This window comes from Pantoea phytostimulans, from assembly GCF_046118715.1.
Taxonomy (GTDB): domain Bacteria; phylum Pseudomonadota; class Gammaproteobacteria; order Enterobacterales; family Enterobacteriaceae; genus Pantoea; species Pantoea phytostimulans.
This window is the reverse complement of sequence record NZ_CP173699.1, coordinates 106490-126069: the sequence shown is the minus strand read 5'-3', so window position 1 is coordinate 126069 and position 19580 is coordinate 106490. Positions and strand designations below refer to the sequence as shown.

The window sequence follows — 19580 nt, the reverse complement described above, 5'->3', positions numbered from 1 at the left end:
GGGGCCTCATGTCTATAGTGTGTCGCTTTCTTTTCTGCCAGAACGGCAGAGATTCAGGAGGCCACAATGAAAATTAATGCACTGATTGCCGATGATGCATCACAGCCACTAAAAGCGGGTCAAGTTGAACTGCGCGACATGCAAGCTGATGACGTTAAGATTGAAATTCTCTATTGCGGCGTGTGTCATTCTGACTTGCATATGGCCCGTAACGAGTGGGGCGTAAGCCGCTATCCGTTGGTTCCGGGACATGAAATCGTGGGACGCATCGTGGAAACGGGTGAGAGCGTCGCTAACTTCAACACGGGTGACATTGTCGGCGTTGGCGTCATGGTCGATTCTTGCGGCAACTGCCATTTCTGTCAGCAGCAGGAAGAGCAATACTGTGCTGAAGGCTTCACACCAACCTATAACGGTACCGATAAATATACTGGCGGCACGACATTTGGCGGTTATGCACAGCATGTGGTGGCCGATCATCGTTTCGTCGTTTCTATTCCAGATAACTTGCCATTAAACGCGGTTGCGCCGCTGTTGTGCGCGGGCGTTACCGTTTGGTCGCCGCTGCGCCACTTCAATGTAAAAGCCGGTGATCGCGTGGGTGTGATTGGTTTAGGCGGCTTGGGTCATATGGCGGTTAAGCTGGCTAGCGCATTGGGCGCGGAAGTCACCTTGTTCACCACTTCGCCGAACAAAGGTGAAGATGCTCTGCGCTTGGGCGCAAAACGCGTTGTGGTTTCACGTGATGCTGAACAAATGGCAGCGTGCCAAACTTCGCTGGATATCATTTTGGATTGTGTCGCAGCGCCTCACGACCTCGATCCTTATCTCGCCACGCTAAAAACCAATGGTCATCTGGTGTTGGTAGGGATTCCCGATCAGCCGCATCCATCACCCAACGTGACGCCGATGGTCTTTCGTCGCTTAAGCATTACCGGCACCTCGATCGGCAGCATTCGTGAGACGCAGGAGATGTTGGATTTCTGTGGGCAACACAACATTACCGCCGATGTCGAAATGATTAAGGGTGATGAAACTGAAGCTGCGTTTGCACGCATGTTAAAGAGTGATGTGAAATATCGCTTCGTTATTGATATGCAAAAAACCCACTGGTGATAATTAAAGGCCTGCTGTTATGGCAGGTCATTACCAGACAGTGACATCATCAAATCTTTTTAGTTCATAGTTACAACATCCTGTTACGCGTTCTCGTAACAGGTGAAAACATTGATTTCGGCATACTGTTTCGTCTAGCAGGCTCAATTTGCGACATCAAGCAATGTTTCAATTTCTGCTTTGCACTGCATCAACATCGATAAAAGAGAATCATATTTCTCTTCAAAGCGCAGGGCTGGGACAGCAATAGAAAGTGCATATTGTTCGCTGAGATGCGTATTCAATACCACGCCAATGGCGCATACCCCGCGTGCGTGCTCTTCGCGATCGATGGCAAACCCTGCATTGCGTACTGTTTCCAGTTCCGTGAGTAACGCCTGTTTGTGAGTGATTGTACTTTTTGTTCGTGCGTCCAGACCTGATTTAAGGAATGTATCGATATTGGCTGGTGGTTGAGAAGCCCAAAGTGCCTTGCCATGGGCAGAGGAATGGCAAGGAAACGCTGTTCCCAATGGAGAGATCACCCGTAGCTCTTGATCCGAAGCATACTGGCTGACCAGCACGACATGCATGCCGCGATAAACACTGAGATTAACCGTTTCATGGGTACGCCGGCTTAACATTTCCATAGCGGGGCGAGAGAGGGTCACGAGATCGGTATGGGCAGAAGCCGCGAGGCGAGCTAAAGCCGGGCCCAGCTGCACGCCGTTAACGCCGTTGATCAGAAGTTGTTGAGATTCCAGCGACATCACCAAACGATGCACTGTCGTGCGTGGCAATCCCGTCTCTTTTGCTAACGCAGTAATCGATAACCCTAGCGGTTGGTTTTCAAGCGCACGCAGAATCTGAGCCGCACGTATAATCACCTGTGAACCCTGATTTTCGTTTGCTTCACTCATTCCGCTCTCCTTACCGTTTCGCCTACAGCAGGCGGAGAATATACCATGAATGTTTTATTCAGCGGCAACACTCGTCATTGTGCACGCTATCCGTATAATGGATAAACAAACCAATATGCGGATAAATGGCAAGGGTGATTCTGTGGCTGAACTTCGAAATGCAGGGGCGTTTACGTTACTCGGCGTGGCATGCCTTACTATTATGGTGGGTTGCGTCATTGTCCCTGGATTAAGTGAAATCGCGCCCGCATTAGGCGTAAGTCATGCCGCCAGTTGGTTAGTTACGGTACCTTCTCTTGGTGTTGTGGTATTTGGCCCCTTGGCTGGCCGCCTGATCGATCGCTTCGGCGCCTGGCACAGTTTAGCGTGGGGCCTATTTTTGTATGGTGTATTGGGCGCAGGTGGCGTTTTCCTTCATGGTTTTTATGCCATTATGCTTGATCGCTTGCTGCTTGGCGGCGCGACTGCCATTGTCATGTCGGCAGGTACGGGCTTAATTTCCAGCTTCTATCAAGACGATGCTCGCTTGAAAATGATTGCCCGTCAGGGCATGTCGATTGAACTCGGCGGAGTCATCTTTCTGTTTATCGGCGGCATTCTTGCAACACTGAGCTGGCGTTGGCCCTTTTTGCTCTATTTGATGGGCTGGGTATTGCTGCTGATGCAGCTGCGTTTCGTGCCGCATCCTGTTGCACCTCAGAAAAGTGAGGTCGCCAAAACCCCCGTTTCAGGGGTACTTAAACCGGTTTATATGGCTGCGCTGTTATCCATGGTGAGTTTTTTCACTGCGATCATTTTGATTCCAGAATATTTCCATCAACAGGGTATTGGCGCAGCTGAAACGGGCTATTTCCTCTCTTTCATTTCACTGATTGCGGTGATTGCCGCTGCGGTCATGCCTGAAGTTATGAAACAACTTGGTGGCCATCGTACGCTGATCATCGCTTTTGTCTGTTACCTTGCCGCACATTTGATGTTTTCATTCGCTGCGGCGTTGCCTATTTTCATGCTTGGGGGTGTTTTGCTCGGATGCGGATTCGGCCTGTCAATTCCCTTGGTAAACCATATGACGGTGGATCACAGCGAAGAAGCGGTGCGCGGACGAAACCTGGCTTATCTTGCCATGGCGATATTTTCTGGGCAGTTTTTGTCTTCATTCATGGTGTTCATTCCCGGCAATGTTTCATGGATATTCTCTGGCGCTGCGTTGCTAGCCGGGCTTTCATGCGCATTTCTCTGGTTTACCCAACGTAAACAAAGCAGCGAAAACATGCCATCCACCTGATGTTTAATCACTATGGGTAGATAGAATAAATCTGCGGATGACATTAAAAAGGCGACCCTGAGCAAAGGTCGCCTTTCTTCGCCAGGGAAGGTTTCGTTAGCCTGAATTGGCTGGCTGACAAAAACGTCCAACTGAACGGCTAATCACATTAAACCAAGCTAACAGAAATTACGGTGATTTCTTCTGTTTCCAGTTCCATCAACTCTTTGATTTCAAAGATGTGCTTTTCCAACTCTTCCTCAACATCCAGGCCCTCGATGAAGGTATGGAATGTTTTTGTTTCCTGCTCTTTGGGTTTTACCGCATAGGAAACGAACCATTTCTTTTTCTGCATCATGCTGTCCCTCTTTTAAAACCGATACGTCTATCTTTAGCGTTAAATCGGCGAGAGCTCAAGTTGAGCCAGCGCTCTTTAACACGATCTCAGGCAGCGCCAGAGAGATGGGTAAGTTTACGCACGCCCGTGATCACGGAAGCAACCATCGTTTCACGTCGGGTTATAACCTCTATCTGATAATATCTGGCCCGGTAGGCGATGGAATAGATGACAGGATGATACTTATTGCCTTCTCCGTAGCGGGAGTAGTGCGCTTCTAGCGCTCGAGTTGCTGCAAGAATATGGGAAGGTTCTTTATCACCGCGGATGATTTGCTTCATTCAGTTCCTCAAATGCTTTACCAGAATGCAAGCTGTACGGAAAGCCTGCTACGACGGGGTTTATAAACACTGAACATCTGACTGCTAACAACAACATTATAATAGTGTAAAACGTTGCACGTGTTTTATGACAACGCAATGACGGCATAAAAAAGCGTGCCAGATTGAGCAAAATGTTAAGCCCTAAGGCGCGCGATCAGTACCTGAAATTAATGAGGCAGAGAACGTAAGATCGCTATAGAGCCAAGCGGATGCTGCTTAAAATTTTGCAGATTTACGCTTGAATCACAAGTCAGCAATTTCCTTAAATAGACCGTTTATCCTGAAGCTAAACTTCTTTTACCCACATGGGTAACAGGAGGAATATATGTCAGAAAGACCCGATGATATTGACCCGCTTCCTGGAGGTAATCAGGTTCCTGGCGACGACGACTATATACCCGGTGATGATGAAGAAGCGCCGGAAGACTCTGAGTTTCCTGAGGATGACCTTCCCGAACGTTAAGTTCAGCTGAGCCGTCTTCGGGCGGCTCTTTCACTTAAACAATGTTTCTTCAGCCATTTTTCAGCGTTTGATCGTCGATTAAGATCCCGCTTAGCGAGCGAAGTAAAGCGACGCTTGTAGTAAAAATTCCGCTTAGCTCACACTTCTGATAATTACTTAGTGTGATAAATGTAACCTGGCTAAACTACATGTTACCCACATCGGATGAAGGAGGTAATTGTGCTTACAGACCCTGAAGTCAGAAGGTGGGCATCTTTAATGCTCACGTCCGCATTGCGCGGTAATATGCCGAAAGAATCAGTTTTAAGACAGATGTGCATTTTGCGCGCCCATCATGGTACATCCGTCTTTGAAAATGTCCTTGAGCAAATGCTACTAGAAGCCGGTCGGGTTGGGCCTTTGCATTGCAACGGAAAACTGTATAACTATACAAAAACAGAACTGCCAGATTCAGTTAAATAACTGAATATAAAAAGCTTAATAATTTTCACCGCCTAAGGGCGGTTTTTTTATGGGTGAAGGTATGCACTGGTACAGAATACAGACGAAGCGCCTGAGAGATTTGTCTGATGTGCTAAACAAACGCAATAATTAGCTTCACGAAGCAGGGCTCAAAAGTTAAGGTGTAGCTTCAAAGGATTAAAAAGGGAAAGGCAATGGTTAACGATTATTTTGGACTGCCATCAGCAGGCGTTACGCAAGAGCAGCACAAGCGTACGGTCGCCGTAGCGGCTGCGTTAGCGGTAGCGGAAAAATCTGTCAGTGCAGCAACATCCGCTAACGGTTCTAAAGCAGCCTGGGATTTACAGGCTGTAGCGAATGAAATTGCAAACCTTGCGGATGCTATTCAGGATGCGCTTGAGCTAGAAGAAACAAAATAAAGAGAGCCGCCTACGGGCGGTTTTTTATTCGTTAAGACCCGAGTCAGACTTTCTTACAGGAATCAGAGTGTGAACAAAGCTTTAGTCGTTGCTGGCATCATTCTGTTGCTCTGCGGTTGCTCTAACTCTGTTGGGCGAAATATTGATAACGCCGGCTTTCAGAAAATCCAAAAAGGGGTGACGACTAAACCAGAGTTGATTGCGTTGTTCGGCCAACCCAATGCAGAAACGCCTTATCCTGATGGACAACAACTTCTGAAATGGACTTACAGCGAAGCCAGAGCAATGGATACTACCGAAGGGAAAACGCTAACAGTGCAGATGAAAAACGGCAAAGTCTTCAGCTATTCTCTCAGTAAAAGTTAGTGTGAGATTAGCCGTGCATTAAGCGTTTCGCGTAACTGCACGACTCAATCATTACCTGAAACAAATAACAGGAACCAAGACCTAGAACAGCGTCTCTTCTTTGGCTTTTGCCGCTGTTTTTTCATCCGCTAATGCTTTTATCGGATCGGGCGACGTTAACCATCGATCAAATTTTTGGTAGGTTTCAACGAATGATTTGAAATAACCTGTGGCACTAGAAATGTTCTCTTTGCGGTTCATGAATGCCATCGTAAGTTCAAACGCATCTTGATTATCAAATTTCATGAGTTTCTCCTCTGTCTCGGTATCCATTGAGCGTAGCCTGGGTTTTCAGCACACGCATTCAGACAAAGACCAATGGCAGACATTTATCAGTGCAGCTCAGCATCTCAAGTTTGCGCCAGAGAATAAAAGCGTGGTAACCACGCAAACCCGACGCGGTAATAAGGAAAACATCAACGGAATGGTCAAGGCCAAGATGGTAATCGGAATTTATCATTGAGTAACAACGCTTATTATTTCCCGTGCTTGACTGTCGGTAGACGGTATTTTTTTTACGCGTTATATCCTCTTGTTAAATATGTATCGCGGCAGTGTTCTGCTAACAACCTTCTCTCATTGGCTTTAACGGGATTGTAAAATGTTAGGAATTATTCGGGTACTTACCCACCATGATCAGAATTTTGTTGAAGAGCATGGGCGGCTGATTCACCAGCAATATGGACTGGATTCGATAAGTCGTTGCATACCCGATCAGCCAAAAGGCATTTTTGACGACACCAGCGAAGCGATTGCCGTGCCGAAAATCATTGCGCTAGGCCAGCAGTTTCAGGCGGAAGGATGTGATGCCATTTTCCTGAGCTGTGCTGCCGATCCGGGATTAGAGGCGCTGCGCAAAACAGTAACGATACCGGTTATTAGCGCCGGTAGCGCCTCCGCCAGTATTGCGGCGATGCTACAACGCCCCGTTGCGGTAATGGGAATTGGGGCGGAAGCACCGCGTCCGTTCAAAGCGCTGCTCGGCGAGTCGGTTATCTATGCACGGCCTGAAGGGGTATTAAATACTACCGATCTCCTGTCACCTCAGGGACGACAGATCGCGCTGGCCTGCGCGGATGAGCTTTACCGACAGGGCATTGAAGTCATTGCATTCTCTTGCACCGGTTTCTCAACTATTGGTCTTGCTGATGCGATTAATCAGCAACTTGGCCAGATTTCAGTGGATGCGGTACGCGCTGCCGGATTATTTGCCAGCCAGTTAGGGCGCTAATAGCGTGGCAGAATCGCCAGCGTGATGCCTGACGATTCTGCAAGGTACTCAAATCTGATCAGCCTTGGTTTTCATCTTCTTTTTTGGCGTCAATCTGCGTCGTTTCTGCCGCGTGCTTAAAAGGCTTCAGTAACTGAATATCCAAAATAACGTAGGTCATTGTGCTGATGAACAGAGATATTACGCTACCAAAGACGCCACTGGTGGTGAAAGTCAGGTAGTTATAAATGATCATCCAGGTTAAGCAGATAAATAACGCGAGCGAGATATAAATGGAAGGAAGGGAATAGTTGCTGGTTCCCGCACCCTGAGAATGGGTTAATTTGAACAAATTTCCCACAGAGTATTTTTCTAAGGTATGAATGGTTTTTTCCCAGTCAACCTGTTTACGGGCGCTGGCTCGACTAATAAACAGGAAAAGAATAGAGATAAAGAAACCTGAAAAAGCAATCAATACGGGGATAGCCTGCAAAGCATATTCAATACTTTTATGACCCGCTTCGCTTGCAGATAAATCGAGGGTAAGTGAGGCGCCAAGTGCGGCATAAAGAAACAGAAAAAGAGCCAGAAAGGTGGTTGAACGCTTCCAGTCTGTCTCAATTTCAATATTCTTCTGCGCTATAGCGATGTGAAGAGATTGCTGAATTCTGTCGGCATGAATGGAGGCTGAATCAATTTTCACCACGTCCTCATCCAGTAAATCACGCATAAATTGCGCATCGTCTTTGTGCACATCAATATTTGGCATTATGAATTTCTCAATAAAAAATTTCCCTTATTTTAATCGGCCCCAGAGGAATTAACAGGTAATTAATTGTATTAAAGAGAGCAGGGTTATTTGTTCCTGAATTTTTGTGGAACAACCGACAGTTCACCCGCTCTGGCTTAAAATCACGTGGCTTATAGCCCTGTCAATAACGGCTATCACGCACGATATGACCAGTAAGCCATAAAGTTGAGGGTGCTGCGATCAAGACAGCACTCATCAAGAAGATAACGGCGCAGGCGCTTCACGGCTGAAGATTCAGCAGCAACCCAGGCGTAAAAAGGCTGATTACCTTCAGCTCGTTCCCACAATAACTCATCCTCGCCTGTTTCAGGCAACTCGCCATTCTGTGGTTTGCAGGCAAGCGCAGGAACCGGCACGTCTTGCCTGATCGCTGCCAGCAAGCGTTCTCCCCAAACGGTACTGCCGGTTTCCTCACGCGGTAACCACGTAATTTCCGCGAAGGGGAAATCGCCCTGCATCACGCAATCTGCCCTTAAAGGCACTTCAAAAAATGCCCGAACTGTCGGGGGGCTTGTTTGCTGTGCAAGCGCCTCCAGAATACCCATGGCTGCAGGCAGCGCCGTTTCATCGGCGATCAGTAAAGCTTGCTGAACCTGTTCATGAGGAAGCCATTCATAGCCGCCGCTGTCTGTTTCGGCCAACGCATTCGGTGCGACGATCTGCAATTCATCACCGGGCCGGGCATTATAAGCCCAGCGAGAAGCCGGACCCGTTTCACCATGCATAACAAAATCAACCACCGCCTGCTGCCTTTCGCGCGATACGGCGCGCAGGGTATAGGTGCGTAACAGAGGTCGGCAATGTCTCGGCAGCGCCAGATAATCTTCGTACCAGGTATCGCTCACAGACATGCGCGTCCATTCACCGTTCTCAGCGGCAAACAGCAACTTTATGCGTTGATCGGGGCCATCAAGTTTCATCTCACTGATTTCGGAACCGGCAAACACGCAGCGCAGCATTGAAGGTGAAAGCAGAGTTTTGCTTTCTAAGTGAACGTTAAATAGACGATACCCGGCTGCCATGCAGTGATTCTCCAAAACGTCAGATAAGGGCGGGCTAGCCTGATCCCGTCATAAACGAGAATTATTATCATCCATTACTTGCACTGTCCAATCGAATTTCAGGATGACGGCTTAGGCCAGCGTGTTATATCCGCAACAGAAAGTGAACAAGCTTCGATGCACATCCGCATAAGACGGTTGTTTAAGAAACAAAATTATCATTTAGAGCGAATTTATTAACATGGCGACATCTTTTCGCTATATCTCATTAACAAAAACAGGAACGAAGCGGTAATATCCGTGATCTGCATCACCTTTCAAAGCTTGTCCTTCTAACCAGGAAAACCCATGAAGCACGAATCAGCTACAAAAAGTGCAGCTTTAAATAAAAATGGAACCGGTTCCACTCGTCGAGAATTCCTCTGTGCGGTTGCTGGATTAACCCTTACCGGCGCTATTGCTGCGATACCGGGTGTCTCTTTTGCCGCCACAATCGCCAGCGCCAGTGATCCGGTGAAAGCCTTCATTACCGTGTCACAAACGATTACTGAACATAAGCAAATCGATAGTGCATTGGCAGCACGTTTCCTTGAAGTATTTACTCAACGCGATCCGCAATTTGTCGCCCGTATTTCCCAACTAGAACGATTAGCGATAGCGGGAATCGATGCCAGGCAGTTCATGACTAAAGCCACGCAAGCAGGCTTAAACGAATTTCTCTATCAGATTGTTACAGCCTGGTATACCGGAACGGTAGGTGATGATTATCACGGCACGTTGGTCGCCTATAAACAGGCCCTGATGTACCAAACCGTGCGCGATGGATTGGTTGTACCAACCTATTGTAGCAAGGGTCCGATGTGGTGGACTGCGCCTGTTCCCGTTGAAAATGACGGTTTGATCGCCAGCCTTTAACTCCCTTAGAAACGTATTTAGAAAATATAAAAAATGAATAAACAACCGGTATTTACTGCTCAAGGCGACGCCTCAGCAGATATTGTTATTGTGGGCTCAGGTATCGTTGGCGGCATGATGGCTAATGAGTTAGTCAGTCAAGGATACTCTGTGCTGGTGCTGGAAGCTGGCTTGCGAATTGATCGTGCTCAAGCGGTAGAGAACTGGCGCAACATGCCCTTTGCAAATCGTGCAGGATCAGATTTTCAGGGGCTTTATCCGCAGTCAAAATTTGCCCCGGCGCCACTCTATTTTCCGCGTAACAACTACGTCAATGTCACAGGCCCAAATGCGTCGAGCTTCCAACAAGGCTATTTGCGCACCGTGGGTGGAACAACGTGGCACTGGGCCGCATCCTGCTGGCGCCATCACCCAAGTGACTTTGTCATGCAGTCAAAATATGGGGTGGGCCGCGACTGGCCTATCAGTTATGACGAACTGGAACCCTGGTATTGCAAAGCGGAAAATGAAATTGGGGTGGCTGGCCCGAATGATCCTGCCAAACAATCGCCGGTAGAACGTAGTCAGCCTTATCCGATGGATATGGTGCCCTTTGCTCATGGTGATAATTATTTCGCCAGCGTGGTCAATCCTCATGGGTACAATCTGGTGCCGATACCGCAAGGCCGCAGCACGCGCCCTTGGGAAGGGCGTCCCACCTGTTGCGGCAACAACAATTGCCAACCCATCTGCCCCATCGGAGCGATGTACAACGGTATTCACCATGTAGAACGTGCTGAGCGAGCAGGAGCGGTGGTATTGGCAGAAGCGGTGGTCTACAAAATGGATACCGATAATAACAACCGTATCACTGCTGTTCACTGGCTGGATAACACCGGCGCCTCTCATAAAGTTACGGCTAACGCTTTTGCATTAGCCTGCAATGGCATTGAGACGCCGCGTTTACTGCTCATGGCGGCTAATGACGCTAATCCCAACGGGATTGCCAATGGTTCTGACATGGTTGGTCGAAACATGATGGATCACTCCGGCTTCCACTGCTCCTTCTTGACGAAAGAGCCGGTTTGGCTTGGTCGTGGACCCGCTCAAAGCAGCTGTATGGTGGGCTATCGCGATGGGGAATTCCGTCGTGACTATTCAGCCAATAAAGTCATTCTGAATAATATCTCGCGCGTCGTGACGGCAACACAGCAGGCTTTAGCGAAAGGCTTGGTGGGTAAAGAGCTGGACGAAGAGATTCGTTACCGCGCGGTACACAGCGTTGATCTCTCCATTAGCCTTGAACCCCTGCCGGATCCTGAAAACCGCTTAACTCTGAGTAAAACCCGTAAAGACCCGCATGGATTGCCATGCCCCGATATCTATTACGATGTGGGCGACTATGTGCGTAAAGGTGCCGAAGCCTCACATGTGCAACTCGAAAAGATCGGGCAATTATTTAATGGTAAGGAGTTCATGATCAGCCAAGGTCTGAACGCCAATAACCATATTATGGGCGGCGTGATCATGGGGAAAAGTGGTAAAGATGCCGTGGTAGATGGTAATTGTCGGGCCTTTGACCATGAAAACCTTTGGCTTCCTGGCGGCGGCGCGATTCCGTCTGCCAGCGTGGTCAACAGCACGCTGACGATGGCGGCATTAGGCTTAAAAGCGGCTCATGACATCAGCCTGCGCATGAAGGAGTTCGCATGAAACGCCTGCTGATCACCTCTTTCGCCGCCATGATGACACTAAGTGCGCAGGCTGAAACCCCCAATAGCGATCTCTTGTCCAGAGGCGAACAGGTCGCTATCGCATCCGACTGCCAGGCTTGTCATACCGCGCCCGGCAGCAAGAGTGCATTTAGCGGCGGCTACGGCATCGCTTCGCCTATGGGAACGATCTACTCCACCAATATCACCCCCGGCACGCGCGGTATTGGACAGTATAGCGAGGCTGAATTTTCAAATGCTGTTCGCCTGGGCGAGCGCGCCGATGGCGCAAAACTCTATCCCGCTATGCCTTATACCTCTTACAGTAAAATGACGGATGAGGATCTCCATGCGCTCTATTACTATTTCATGCACGGGGTGAAACCGGTCGAGCAGGCTAATCAACAGACCGATTTACCTTTTCCCTTCAACATGCGCTTCAGTATGACCTTTTGGAACCTGCTGTTTGCGGATAAAGAACCCTATCAAAACGATGCCAGCCAAAGCGCAGAATGGAATCGCGGTAATTACCTGGTAAACGGGCTTGCGCACTGCAATACATGCCATACGCCACGAGGCGTCTTGATGCAGGAAAAAAGCGATCAACCGCTGGCGGGTGGACCGCTTGGCAGCTGGTATGCGCCAAATATTACCTCTGACCCGATTAGCGGCATTGGCGGATGGTCGAATCAGGAGTTGGTCCAGTATCTAAAAACCGGCCGCGCAGAGGGCAAAAATCAGGCCGCAGGCGGCATGGCTGAAGCGGTAGAAAATAGCCTGCAATATCTTCCTGAAAGCGATCTCAATGCTATCGCTGTTTACCTGAAAAGCACGGCTCCCATTCGGGAAGAAGGGGAGACTCAACCCGCTTATCAATATGGTAAACCTATGGATGTTGAAAACAGCATTCGTGGGCGCAACCCGAATAATGCTAATCACAGCTTAAGCAATGGAGACGTTTTATTTAGCGGCAATTGCGCCAGTTGCCACCAGCCAGATGGCGCAGGCAGTGTGAATCAGGCTTATCCTTCTCTGTTTCACAATACGGCGACGGGAATGCGTAACCCCAACAACCTGATTGCCGCTATTTTGTTCGGCGTTCAGCGTAAAACCGCAGACGGTGACGTCCTGATGCCGGGTTTTAGTTCGCCTTCTTACGTTGATAAGCTGACAGATCAACAAATCGCAGAAATCAGTAACTTTGTCCTGCACAATTATGGAAATGCTGAGGTTCGCGTAACGGCAGGTGATGTCGCCTGGATTCGCAAAGGTGGACATCCACCGGTACTGGCACAAGCACAGCCGTGGATTTTGCCGGGCATTATCGTCGCTATGGTGGTGCTACTCGTGGTTATCGTGCTCTGGCGACGAGGACGACGCAGCAACATTAAATAAACTAAAGGTGTTTTCATGCCTCATTCTGACGAGGCATGAAACGCACTATTAAGATGCCAGACGAGCAGGCAAGGGTGTATCTGCACGTAAAATATCTACGCATTGATTCACAATTTGGCTGAGTGAAGGTGCGATATTTATCGATATGACGTCGTTCTCTTCCTCGTCTGGCGCTTCTAACGTGGCAAACTGACTTAAAAGTAACGCTTCAGGCATGAAATGACCTTGTCTGCATTTCAGGCGTTCAAGCACACATTCATAGTCACCGTTAAGCCAGATAAAGCGCAGATTCGGGTTTCCCGTACGGAGTTTATCGCGATAGCGTTTTTTCAACGCAGAACAGACCAAGACACCCGATTCACTTTTCTGGTCAAGGCTAAAAATGACATCAGAGAGCCGCTCAAGCCAAGGCATACGATCATCATCATTTAATGCTTCGCCTGCTGCCATTTTCACGATATTAAAACGCGGGTGAAGATCATCACCGTCAATAAACTTGGCATGGACCGCTTCTGCCAGCGCCATACCCACAGTTGATTTACCTGTACCGGAAACGCCCATCACGATAATGCATTGTCCTGCCATCTCAGTTTCTCCTTAATAAGATCACACTGCCGCCAACATGCCGCCATCTACAAATAACAGATGGCCGTTAACAAAATCAGAGGCTTTTGATGAGAGGAAAACGGCAGCGCCAACCAGTTCTTCAGGATTACCCCAACGTGCTGCTGGCGTACGTTTACAGAGCCATTCTGAGAATTCAGCGTTATCGACCAGTGCTTGCGTCATCGGCGTTTGGAAATAGCCGGGTGCGATGCCATTCACCTGAATATTATGGCGAGCCAGCTCGACGCACATGCCGCGCGTTAACATTTTTACCGCACCTTTTGCTGCTGCATAAGGCGTAATGGTGTCTCTGCCTAATTCACTTTGCATTGAGCAGATATTAACAATTTTGCCTTTTTTACGTGCCACCATTCTTTTGGCTACACATTGCGAAACAATGAATACGCCGGTTTGATTGGTGGCAATAATATCATTCCATTCGTTCAGCGGAAATTCAGTAAAGGGATGTCGCCGCTGGATGCCAGCATTGTTAAACAATACGTCAATCGGCCCAATATGATTTTCAATCTGCGTAATGGCCTGCTCAACGGCTGCTTCATCGGCAACATTAAACAACGAAATATGGGCAGTGAATCCCTCATCGCGTAATTTCATTGCCGCGTTTTCAGCACGCTCAGCATGGGTGCCATTAATAATCACCTCCGCCCCTTGTTCAGCTAAACCGCGCGCCATAACAAAGCCGATCCCCTGCGCTGAACCAGTCAGCAAAATACGTTTACCTGCCAGACTGAAAAGTGTATTCATCGAAAACTCGCCTTGATTGCGAAATTGATGATGCTATCTCACGGTTTTACAGCCAACAAAACTGTGATGGAGATCACTTTAAATGATGTTACAAAACTCAGTTACACTTGCTGTGAGGCATCGCGTATTTTGCAGTTAAATCGCCGCATTACGCGGCTTCCAGGGATTCAACATTGCTGTTTCGCCGGGCATACTATGCAGACGGGATGGACGTTCAACGGAAAGAGTCAATGAAAATGCAGCGCATCACGTTACACGATATCGCAACGCTAGCGGGTGTAACAAAAATGACGGTAAGCCGTTATTTACGTACCCCAGAGAAAGTGAAAGCTGAAACGGCTGAACGCATCGCCAGCGTTATTGAAGAAGTCGGGTATCAACCGGATGCTGATAATCCTGCCATGGCAAGTCAGGCTATGCCGCGCATTGGCGTATTAATTCCCTCTTTTCATAATCAGATATTTGCTGATTTATTAGCGGGTATAGAATCGGTTACGGCGACGCAAGGCTACCAGACATTGGTGGTTAATTATGATTACGATAGCCAGCGTGAAGAAGAACAAATTGCGACGGTATTAGCTTTCAATGTTAAAGCACTGTTGTTAACTGAATCGGCACATACCGTACGCGCAGAAAAATATTTAAAAGCAGCTCACATTCCGGTGGCTGAAGTGATGGGTCTGAGTCAAACCCCGGGACGTATCAATGTGGGTTTTGATAATTATCGCGCCGGGTTTGATATGACCAACATGTTGATTGGTAGCGGCAAAAAGCGCGTTATCTATTTTGGATCGATGTCAGATATTCGTGATGAGCAGCGTTACGCAGGCTACCGTGCAGCGATGAGCGCCGCAGCGTTACCTGATGGCCGCATTGTGCCGAATAAGGTCTCTTCGGTGTCGATTGGAACCGGCATGATGACGCTAGCCCGCCAGATGTATCCTGATATGGACGGCATTCTTTGTACCAATGATGACTTAGCCGTTGGCGTGTTACAGGAGTGCCGGGCAGCAGGCATCAACGTACCTGAAAAAATAGCAATTGCGGGTTTTCATGGTTTAGAAATTGGTCAGGTAACAACGCCAAAGCTGGCGAGCGTGATCACTCCACGTTTTGAAATGGGCAAGATTGCGACAGAGATTCTGATTAAAAAACTGCGTCACCAGCCAACCATTGAGCAGGTTGATCTGCATTATCGGTTATCGATGGGTGCGACGATCTGAACCCTTCCAACTACCTGAATAGTCAGCAAGATCACGACATCGGTAACACAAATTAGTAACACTATTTGACGTGACCTTAGTCACAAAAAAAAGCTCAAAATCGCCTTTAATAGAGGTCATCTGCCGAACGTAACTGTTATGAGGAATGCTGATGACTTCATCTACCCGACACACTGTTTTATTAATCGCACCTGTTCTTGACTCACTGTTGGAAAAGCTGAGCAATAGCTTTGAGGTCTTTCGCCTTTACGAACAAGCTGAGCCACTGGCATGGCTTAATCAACATGGCAGCGCAGTCCGCGCGGTGGTTACGCGTGGCGATGTCGGCGTAAGTAACGCGGTGCTTGAGCACCTGCCTGATGTGGGTTTAATCGCTATTTTCGGTGTTGGAACGGATGGCGTAGATTTGAATTACACCCGTCAGCATAATATCGCTGTCACTATCACATCTGGCGTTTTGACCAATGATGTCGCGGATATGGCGCTCGGCCTGATTTTAAGCGGGGCGCGTAATCTGGTTGCCGGTGATAAGTTTGTACGACAAGGTCAGTGGATTACACAGGCTCCGCCACTCGGCACTCAGGTAAGTAATAAACGTATCGGTATTGTCGGGATGGGCAACATTGGGCGCGCTATTGCTAAGCGTGCTGCAGCCTTCGATATGGCAGTCAGTTATTTCAGTCGAAGCGCTAAACCCGCGTTGCCGTATGTATGCCGAGATAATTTAATTTCATTGGCTCAAGAAAGCGATTTCCTGGTGGTTGCTGCATCGGGCGGTGAAGAGACGCGTGGACTAATTGACGATTCTGTGTTGGCTGCAATGCCGAAACATGCCTGGCTGATTAATATCGCTCGCGGATCTTTAGTGGATGAGAAGGCGTTAATCACTGCCTTGCAAAACCGATCAATAGCAGGCGCTGCTTTAGACGTTTTTGAAGATGAACCTCAGGTTCCAGCTGAGCTTATAGCGTTAGAGAATGTGGTTTTACAGCCGCATGTCGGTAGCGCTACCCATGAAACCCGACAAAAAATGCGCGACGTGGTTTACGCCAACGTTGATGCCTTTTTCAAGCAGCAAACTCTACCAAACGCAATTTAACTCACTCAATTTTGCAATAACGATGAGCTTCTGGCCCATCGTTAAGGCTGCGTATTGCTTAAAACAGAGGGCGTGATATGAACAATAAGATACCCGGAACACGCTGGCTGCGCGTGATAGCCCCGATTCTGATTACCTGCATCATCTCCTTTATGGATCGCGTAAATATCAGTTTTGCTTTACCCGGCGGCATGGAGCAGGACCTTGCCATTACCAGTCAGATGGCGGGCATTGCCAGCGGCATCTTTTTTATCGGTTATCTTTTTTTACAGGTGCCCGGTGGCCGTATTGCGGTAAATGGCAGTGGTAAACGTTTTATCGCCTGGTCGTTAATAGCCTGGATGGTGGTTTCAATAGCGACTGGATTTGTGACCAATCACTATCAACTGTTGGCGCTACGCTTTGTCTTGGGTGTTTCTGAAGGTGGGATGCTGCCAGTGGTATTAACCATGGTCAGCAACTGGTTCCCGGAAAAAGAGCTGGGCCGCGCCAACGCTTTTGTCATGATGTTTGCGCCGCTGGGTGGCATGTTAACGGCACCTGTTTCGGGCATGATCATCAACATGGCAGACTGGCGGTGGTTATTTATCATCGAAGGCTTACTCTCTGCCGTCGTGTTGTTGGTGTGGCTGTTAGTGATCAGTGACCGACCAGAAGAAGCTCGATGGTTACCGGAACGTGAACGAGAATATTTGATTGAAGCGCTTAGCCGTGAGCGCGCTGCACGCCAGTCCAAACAACCCGTTAGCAAAGCGCCGCTTAAAGATGTTTTTCGTAATAAAGGATTGATGAAGCTGGTCGCACTCAATTTCTTCTATCAAACCGGTGATTATGGCTACACCTTGTGGCTGCCGAGTATTTTGAAAAATCTGACAGGCGCAAATATGGCGAATGTAGGCTTGCTGGCGGTGCTGCCTTTTGTCGCGACCATGGTGGGTATTTACCTTATTTCTCTGTTCAGCGACCGTTCAGGTAAACGTCGGATGTGGGTAATGATTTCACTGTTTTGCTTTGCTGCCGCGCTGTTGGCATCAGTGATTTTACGCAACCACATCGTGGCTGCCTACATCGCGTTGGTGGTCTGTGGATTCTTCCTGAAAGCCGCAACCAGCCCATTCTGGTCTATTCCTGGACGTATTGCCTCGCCAGAAGTCGCGGGCAGCGCACGAGGCGTCATTAATGGATTAGGTAATTTAGGGGGATTTTGTGGTCCTTATCTGGTCGGCATCATGATTTATCTTTACGGCCAAAATGTCGCCGTCTGCGCTTTAGCGGCTTCATTAGTAATTGCCGGATTGATCAGCCTATCTTTACCCGCGTCATGCGATCTTCATGAATCATCGAAACGTGAAAAACAGGATCGTCGGCAGCCGCATCAGGTTTAAAATATATAATTTAAAACAGAGCTCTTATTGTTTTGCTGTAATAGTCGCTAGCGCAATACTCATTTCTATTGAGTAATATCACTAACGGAAAGAAAGTTAGCCTCTGTTTTATCATAAAACGTGAGAAAAAAAGGCGTTTGCCGCAGCCTGATCCTGGGCTGCGGCTGTAGCGCTGACCAATAACCCAAAAAACAGAGAGAAATTTATTATTGGATTTTAAGTCGAGATGGCAACGCTCTGCTCGAATGCCAGTGCTATGAGGATGCTATTACATTATCCCGCTTGGCTTATTATTGAAATATAAAAACTAATGAACCATTTCCTGCATTAACTGTTGCGCAGTCAACTGTTAGCATTAGGTGATAACCGTCCTGGTTAAGCCTGTTTTGCAGAATATTTTCGTGATGGCAGGAGACAGCATGCGTTGACATTTTCCAGAACGGAATAAAGAAACGTTAAATTTATTTCTGTTGAAACCGCGCTAGCTAAAGAGAATTAGCGATCGGAAGCGGTTGTATGTGTTAGCTTTCCACCTTGAGCGTAACGATTCGAATTTCTTATATTTAAAAAAATCATACTTCAACCTGAAAAGTCTCAAAAAATTACCCTATTTAAGTTAAATCTCGATAAACTGCTTTAACCCTACGTTGATGCTGTTAATTGATGAATTACTACTCACCTGATGACAACCATCTAAAGCTGCGTTCGACACGCTTTGTACGTCGCATGTTTGCTATGCGCCAACTGGGTACATTTTTGTGTTTTCTGCCCATTTTATCCGTCTTGATGGAGCAGGGAAAAAGCCTGGGTGCCTGTGGATTACTGTTTATAAATGCTTTTGCCTGGCCCTATATCGCCTACCGTTTAGCGTTAAATTCACAGGATACCACCGGGCGCGAACGCAACAATTTAACTCTCGATGCCGCCTTCGGTGGTATTTGGGTTGGGTTGATGGCGCTCAGTCCGCTGCCTTCATTTGTGATTATAGCGGTCCTGATTTCTGACCGTTAGCTGGTCACAGTTGATCGCCGCTGTTCAGGCTTTTTTGTTTGCTTTTGCCTTGGTCTGGGCTTTGGAAGGCGCCCCGATAGAAACGGAATTTTCGACGCGCACCGTATGGTTAACGTTACCACTGGCAACCGGTTATTTACTGGCGTTGAGTGTTGTATCGCACAACCTCACGCTAAGTTTAAGGAAAAAAAATAGCGAACTGGAGCGCATCGCGTTAATGGATCCCGGATTAAAAATTCCTAATCGACGCCTGTTTGAGCGCCGTCTCGAAAGCGAGTTTCTGCGCACCAAACGTGGCGAGGGTAATGCGTATTTAATGCTGCTGGATGTTGATCATTTCAAGCATGTTAACGACACGTTTGGCCATGAAGCGGGAGATTTTTTGTTGGCAGAGATTTCGGGAACGCTGCGTAACAACGTCGGAATGAAGGACGTGCCCGCACGTTTTGGCGGCGATGAGTTAGGTGTTATCGTTCGGGATGCAGATGATGTCACCATCATTGCCATGGCAGAGCGAATCAAAAATCAGATCGAACTGATCCGCTTACCCGCTTCCCCTGACTATCAATGTACCGTCAGCATCGGTATCGCTGCGGCACGAGAGGCGGGTTCGATCCATGAATGGTTGCGTTATACCGATGAAGCACTTTATCGGGTCAAACGCGCTGGACGCAATGGCATTCATCTACGGCAATCCACATCACAGCACTAATCTTTAAC

Annotated in this window: 20 protein-coding genes and 1 pseudogene; 13 read left to right on the top strand and 8 right to left on the bottom strand. The window is 48.1% G+C overall.

Annotated elements, in window-relative coordinates:
* Positions 1-66: 66 nt before the first annotated feature.
* A complete protein-coding gene (locus ACF2G4_RS19075) occupies positions 67-1116 on the top strand; it encodes an NAD(P)-dependent alcohol dehydrogenase (protein ID WP_409076155.1) in 1050 nt (349 codons plus the stop codon).
* Positions 1117-1259: 143 nt separating this feature from the next.
* Here ACF2G4_RS19075 and ACF2G4_RS19070 read toward each other — a convergent pair whose 3' ends face one another.
* On the bottom strand, positions 1260-2015 hold the full coding sequence (locus ACF2G4_RS19070; protein WP_409076154.1) for an IclR family transcriptional regulator: 756 nt from the start codon (positions 2013-2015) through the stop codon (positions 1260-1262).
* A gap of 142 nt (positions 2016-2157) precedes the next feature.
* On the opposite strand from ACF2G4_RS19070, the gene ACF2G4_RS19065 reads away from it, so the two are divergent.
* Positions 2158-3300 carry an MFS transporter gene (locus tag ACF2G4_RS19065; RefSeq protein ID WP_409076153.1) on the top strand — a complete coding sequence of 381 codons (1143 nt, stop codon included), beginning with the start codon at positions 2158-2160 and terminating at the stop codon, positions 3298-3300.
* A 148-nt stretch (positions 3301-3448) separates the two neighbouring features.
* Here ACF2G4_RS19065 and ACF2G4_RS19060 read toward each other — a convergent pair whose 3' ends face one another.
* Together ACF2G4_RS19060 and ACF2G4_RS19055 are read right to left on the bottom strand one after the other, a co-directional pair.
* Positions 3449-3637 (bottom strand): hypothetical protein, encoded by a 189-nt coding sequence (locus tag ACF2G4_RS19060; protein WP_243079340.1) that lies wholly within the window; start codon positions 3635-3637, stop codon positions 3449-3451.
* Between the two features lie 86 nt (positions 3638-3723).
* Positions 3724-3957 (bottom strand): DUF4060 family protein, encoded by a 234-nt coding sequence (locus ACF2G4_RS19055; protein WP_215848470.1) that lies wholly within the window; start codon positions 3955-3957, stop codon positions 3724-3726.
* Positions 3958-4324: 367 nt separating this feature from the next.
* Here ACF2G4_RS19055 and ACF2G4_RS19050 point away from each other — a divergent pair, with 367 nt between their 5' ends.
* From ACF2G4_RS19050 to ACF2G4_RS19040, 3 genes are all read left to right on the top strand, one after another.
* Positions 4325-4462 (top strand): hypothetical protein, encoded by a 138-nt coding sequence (locus ACF2G4_RS19050; protein WP_215848469.1) that lies wholly within the window; start codon positions 4325-4327, stop codon positions 4460-4462.
* 656 nt (positions 4463-5118) lie between these two features.
* On the top strand, positions 5119-5343 hold the full coding sequence (locus ACF2G4_RS19045; protein WP_215848468.1) for a hypothetical protein: 225 nt from the start codon (positions 5119-5121) through the stop codon (positions 5341-5343).
* A 69-nt stretch (positions 5344-5412) separates the two neighbouring features.
* Positions 5413-5709 (top strand): hypothetical protein, encoded by a 297-nt coding sequence (locus ACF2G4_RS19040; protein ID WP_243079342.1) that lies wholly within the window; start codon positions 5413-5415, stop codon positions 5707-5709.
* 81 nt (positions 5710-5790) lie between these two features.
* Here ACF2G4_RS19040 and ACF2G4_RS19035 read toward each other — a convergent pair whose 3' ends face one another.
* Positions 5791-5994, bottom strand: a complete 204-nt coding sequence (locus ACF2G4_RS19035) for a hypothetical protein (protein WP_215848466.1) — start codon at positions 5992-5994, stop codon at positions 5791-5793.
* A gap of 355 nt (positions 5995-6349) precedes the next feature.
* Between ACF2G4_RS19035 and ACF2G4_RS19030 the strand changes: the two genes are divergently transcribed.
* Positions 6350-6979 carry an aspartate/glutamate racemase family protein gene (locus ACF2G4_RS19030; protein WP_409076152.1) on the top strand — a complete coding sequence of 210 codons (630 nt, stop codon included), beginning with the start codon at positions 6350-6352 and terminating at the stop codon, positions 6977-6979.
* Positions 6980-7037: 58 nt separating this feature from the next.
* On the opposite strand, the gene ACF2G4_RS19025 is transcribed toward ACF2G4_RS19030, so the two are convergent.
* Both ACF2G4_RS19025 and ACF2G4_RS19020 read right to left on the bottom strand, forming a co-directional pair.
* Complete coding sequence (locus tag ACF2G4_RS19025) at positions 7038-7727, bottom strand: hypothetical protein (protein WP_409076151.1); 690 nt, start codon at positions 7725-7727, stop codon at positions 7038-7040.
* 176 nt (positions 7728-7903) lie between these two features.
* The gene (locus tag ACF2G4_RS19020; protein WP_409076150.1) at positions 7904-8791 is read right to left on the bottom strand and encodes a siderophore-interacting protein; all 888 of its coding nucleotides are present in this window, start codon (positions 8789-8791) and stop codon (positions 7904-7906) included.
* 327 nt (positions 8792-9118) lie between these two features.
* Here ACF2G4_RS19020 and ACF2G4_RS19015 point away from each other — a divergent pair, with 327 nt between their 5' ends.
* From ACF2G4_RS19015 to ACF2G4_RS19005, 3 genes are read left to right on the top strand one after another with little or no spacing between them, the layout of a single operon-like run.
* Complete coding sequence (locus ACF2G4_RS19015; RefSeq protein WP_409076149.1) at positions 9119-9685, top strand: sugar dehydrogenase complex small subunit; 567 nt, start codon at positions 9119-9121, stop codon at positions 9683-9685.
* Positions 9686-9718: 33 nt separating this feature from the next.
* On the top strand, positions 9719-11377 hold the full coding sequence (locus ACF2G4_RS19010; protein WP_243079346.1) for a GMC family oxidoreductase: 1659 nt from the start codon (positions 9719-9721) through the stop codon (positions 11375-11377).
* Positions 11374-12771, top strand: a complete 1398-nt coding sequence (locus tag ACF2G4_RS19005; protein ID WP_409076148.1) for a c-type cytochrome — start codon at positions 11374-11376, stop codon at positions 12769-12771. The genes ACF2G4_RS19010 and ACF2G4_RS19005 overlap by 4 nt, the downstream gene beginning before the upstream one ends.
* 48 nt (positions 12772-12819) lie before the next feature.
* On the opposite strand, the gene ACF2G4_RS19000 is transcribed toward ACF2G4_RS19005, so the two are convergent.
* Positions 12820-13356 carry a gluconokinase gene (locus ACF2G4_RS19000; protein ID WP_243079348.1) on the bottom strand — a complete coding sequence of 179 codons (537 nt, stop codon included), beginning with the start codon at positions 13354-13356 and terminating at the stop codon, positions 12820-12822.
* A gap of 21 nt (positions 13357-13377) precedes the next feature.
* On the bottom strand, positions 13378-14142 hold the full coding sequence (gene idnO / locus ACF2G4_RS18995; protein ID WP_409076147.1) for a gluconate 5-dehydrogenase: 765 nt from the start codon (positions 14140-14142) through the stop codon (positions 13378-13380).
* A 230-nt stretch (positions 14143-14372) separates the two neighbouring features.
* Here idnO and ACF2G4_RS18990 point away from each other — a divergent pair, with 230 nt between their 5' ends.
* The 4 genes and pseudogenes from ACF2G4_RS18990 (at position 14373) to ACF2G4_RS18975 (ending at position 19572) form a co-directional block, all read left to right on the top strand.
* Positions 14373-15365: a LacI family DNA-binding transcriptional regulator gene (locus tag ACF2G4_RS18990; protein WP_409076146.1), complete on the top strand. Its 993-nt coding sequence runs from the start codon at positions 14373-14375 to the stop codon at positions 15363-15365.
* Positions 15366-15516: 151 nt separating this feature from the next.
* Entirely contained in the window at positions 15517-16464 is a 948-nt protein-coding gene (locus tag ACF2G4_RS18985; protein WP_409076145.1) for a 2-hydroxyacid dehydrogenase, read from the top strand.
* Positions 16465-16541: 77 nt separating this feature from the next.
* Positions 16542-17849, top strand: a complete 1308-nt coding sequence (locus ACF2G4_RS18980) for an MFS transporter (RefSeq protein WP_243079351.1) — start codon at positions 16542-16544, stop codon at positions 17847-17849.
* Between the two features lie 663 nt (positions 17850-18512).
* Positions 18513-19572 (top strand): annotated as a pseudogene (locus ACF2G4_RS18975) (diguanylate cyclase).
* Positions 19573-19580 lie beyond the last annotated feature (8 nt).

What these genes read in the sequence shown, in the direction of transcription:
- ACF2G4_RS19075 (WP_409076155.1), top strand. Translation starts at nt 67, where the DNA reads ATGAAAATTAATGCACTGATTGCCGATGATGCATCACAGCCACTAAAA.
- ACF2G4_RS19070 (WP_409076154.1), bottom strand. Translation starts at nt 2,015, where the DNA reads ATGAGTGAAGCAAACGAAAATCAGGGTTCACAGGTGATTATACGTGCG.
- ACF2G4_RS19060 (WP_243079340.1), bottom strand. Translation starts at nt 3,637, where the DNA reads ATGATGCAGAAAAAGAAATGGTTCGTTTCCTATGCGGTAAAACCCAAA.
- ACF2G4_RS19055 (WP_215848470.1), bottom strand. Translation starts at nt 3,957, where the DNA reads ATGAAGCAAATCATCCGCGGTGATAAAGAACCTTCCCATATTCTTGCA.
- ACF2G4_RS19050 (WP_215848469.1), top strand. Translation starts at nt 4,325, where the DNA reads ATGTCAGAAAGACCCGATGATATTGACCCGCTTCCTGGAGGTAATCAG.
- ACF2G4_RS19045 (WP_215848468.1), top strand. Translation starts at nt 5,119, where the DNA reads ATGGTTAACGATTATTTTGGACTGCCATCAGCAGGCGTTACGCAAGAG.
- ACF2G4_RS19035 (WP_215848466.1), bottom strand. Translation starts at nt 5,994, where the DNA reads ATGAAATTTGATAATCAAGATGCGTTTGAACTTACGATGGCATTCATG.
- ACF2G4_RS19030 (WP_409076152.1), top strand. Translation starts at nt 6,350, where the DNA reads ATGTTAGGAATTATTCGGGTACTTACCCACCATGATCAGAATTTTGTT.
- ACF2G4_RS19025 (WP_409076151.1), bottom strand. Translation starts at nt 7,727, where the DNA reads ATGCCAAATATTGATGTGCACAAAGACGATGCGCAATTTATGCGTGAT.
- ACF2G4_RS19020 (WP_409076150.1), bottom strand. Translation starts at nt 8,791, where the DNA reads ATGGCAGCCGGGTATCGTCTATTTAACGTTCACTTAGAAAGCAAAACT.
- ACF2G4_RS19015 (WP_409076149.1), top strand. Translation starts at nt 9,119, where the DNA reads ATGAAGCACGAATCAGCTACAAAAAGTGCAGCTTTAAATAAAAATGGA.
- ACF2G4_RS19010 (WP_243079346.1), top strand. Translation starts at nt 9,719, where the DNA reads ATGAATAAACAACCGGTATTTACTGCTCAAGGCGACGCCTCAGCAGAT.
- ACF2G4_RS19005 (WP_409076148.1), top strand. Translation starts at nt 11,374, where the DNA reads ATGAAACGCCTGCTGATCACCTCTTTCGCCGCCATGATGACACTAAGT.
- ACF2G4_RS19000 (WP_243079348.1), bottom strand. Translation starts at nt 13,356, where the DNA reads ATGGCAGGACAATGCATTATCGTGATGGGCGTTTCCGGTACAGGTAAA.
- idnO (WP_409076147.1), bottom strand. Translation starts at nt 14,142, where the DNA reads ATGAATACACTTTTCAGTCTGGCAGGTAAACGTATTTTGCTGACTGGT.
- ACF2G4_RS18990 (WP_409076146.1), top strand. Translation starts at nt 14,373, where the DNA reads ATGAAAATGCAGCGCATCACGTTACACGATATCGCAACGCTAGCGGGT.
- ACF2G4_RS18985 (WP_409076145.1), top strand. Translation starts at nt 15,517, where the DNA reads ATGACTTCATCTACCCGACACACTGTTTTATTAATCGCACCTGTTCTT.
- ACF2G4_RS18980 (WP_243079351.1), top strand. Translation starts at nt 16,542, where the DNA reads ATGAACAATAAGATACCCGGAACACGCTGGCTGCGCGTGATAGCCCCG.